Genomic DNA, 670 nt, shown 5'->3' with positions numbered 1-670 from the left:
CGCTGACTATGCTGACCAAAAACAGCTTCCTCGACGAGATCCGCAAACAGTATGTGGTCACCGCCCGCGCCAAAGGCGTTGGTGAGAAACAGATCCTCTGGGGACACGTGTTCCGTAACGCCATGCTGCTGGTGATCGCCGGCTTCCCGGCCACCTTTATCAGTATGTTCTTTACCGGCTCGTTGCTGATCGAAGTGATGTTCTCGCTAAACGGCCTGGGTCTGCTGTGCTATGAAGCGACGGTCTCCCGCGACTATCCGGTGATGTTTGGCACGCTCTATATTTTCACTCTGATTGGCCTGCTGCTGAATATCGTCAGCGATATCAGCTATACGCTGGTCGACCCGCGCATTGATTTTGAGGGCCGCTAATGTCTTTCTTCAGTCCCGTTAATCAGGCCCGCTGGGCGCGCTTTCGCCACAACCGTCGCGGCTACTGGTCGCTGTGGCTGTTTTTAATTCTCTTCCTATGCAGCCTGGGCGCCGAGCTGCTGGCCAACGACCGCCCGCTGCTGGTGCAGTACCGGGGCCAGCTGTACGTCCCGGTGTTAAAAAACTACACTGAGCAAACCTTCGGCGGCGCGTTCGCCACCGCCGCCGACTATCAGGATCCCTGGCTGCAGCACCAGCTGGCGACTCACGGCTGGGCGCTATGGCCGCCAGTGCGCTTC

The 670-nt window shown here is 58.4% G+C and carries 2 protein-coding genes; both read left to right on the top strand.

Translation table 11 applies throughout. The annotated features are described in order from the left end of the window. The coding region (locus tag PKE79_RS16760) for an ABC transporter permease subunit (RefSeq protein ID WP_271174793.1) at positions 1-371 on the top strand (371 nt) is incomplete at its 5' end. After that, the coding region (locus PKE79_RS16755) for an ABC transporter permease family protein (protein WP_438822813.1) at positions 371-670 on the top strand (300 nt) is incomplete at its 3' end. The genes PKE79_RS16760 and PKE79_RS16755, both read left to right, overlap by 1 nt.

It is taken from the genome of Microbacterium barkeri (assembly GCF_027921765.1).
Classification (GTDB): Bacteria; Actinomycetota; Actinomycetes; order Actinomycetales; family Microbacteriaceae; genus Microbacterium; species Microbacterium barkeri.
This window is presented reverse-complemented; position numbering and strand designations above follow the sequence as displayed.